General features: G+C 38.4%; 2 protein-coding genes. Both read right to left on the bottom strand.

The window, feature by feature from the left end:
- Positions 1-563 (bottom strand): iron-containing alcohol dehydrogenase (locus AC1DUW_RS30345; protein ID WP_477644377.1); only part of this gene is annotated, 563 nt, incomplete at its 3' end.
- Between the two features lie 83 nt (positions 564-646).
- Positions 647-1017 (bottom strand): aldehyde dehydrogenase family protein (locus AC1DUW_RS30340; RefSeq protein ID WP_477644376.1); only part of this gene is annotated, 371 nt, incomplete at its 5' end.

The raw sequence follows: 1017 nt of genomic DNA, 5'->3' as shown, positions 1-1017 counted from the left end.
GATTTAGGCAGAGTTAGAGTTAATTCAGGATCCAAAATTGCTAGTTTCGGAGCCAGTCTAATGTCAAGTATAGCCTCTTTCTGTTTTGTAACTGTATCTGTAATGACAGAACCTGTTGTAACCTCACTTCCAGTGCCTGAAGTTGTAGGAATACAAATAAGTGGAGTGATTTCTCTCTCTAGTAAATTAAAACCGTAACGCTCTCTAAGCTCTCCTCCATGGGTTAAAAGTGTACCAATTGCTTTTGCTGTATCCATCGAACTTCCGCCGCCAAGACCTATCAAAAGATCTATTTCCTCGTCTTTAAATTGTTGATAGGCTCTATGGCAATCTACATCTTTTGGATTAGGAGTAATTTCATCAAAAACAATATAATTGACACCTTCTTGGTCTAACGAATCGGTAACCTTTTGTAAAATTCCAGTTTGCGCCAGTCCTTTATCGGTAATTAGAAGTGCCTTTTTTCCTCCTAGCTCTTTTGCTCTTTTCCCAATATTTTTAACTTTTCCGTTCCCAAACTCTATAGAGGTAGGAAGATTGAAATTAAAATCCCAGATCATCATTAATGTCCCCTTTCAATTTTTCAAACAGTGTAATAGTACAGTGACTCACTCTCTTTTACTCTTTTATMTCTACTTMTCCATTTTTAATGATCAAACCACTTGGTTGGCTCCACTTCTAAATTAATGTTRATTTGTTTTACCTCACTAAACTCATCTAAACCAWAAGTTCCTAAYCCMCGRCCAATYCCGCTCTGYTTGTAGCCTCCCCACGGTGCTTCATTGTAGGCTAGATTATAAGCATTAATCCAYGTAATTCCTGCTCTTATTTTCTTARTCACTCTTAAAGCCTTCGCRCCGTCTTGKGAAAATACACCTGCTGCGAGGCCGTATGGAGTATCATTGGCAAGYTGGATGGCTTCCGCTTCATCTTTAAAYTTTTGYACRGTMAGTACTGGCCCRAATATTTCTTCCTGAACAATTCTCATGTCCGGTTTGGTATCAACAAATATYGTCG

Source organism: Peribacillus sp. P4_C12 (genome assembly GCF_056402095.1).
The sequence above is the reverse complement of the archived record's forward strand: the minus strand, read 5'-3'. Positions and strand labels throughout refer to the sequence as shown.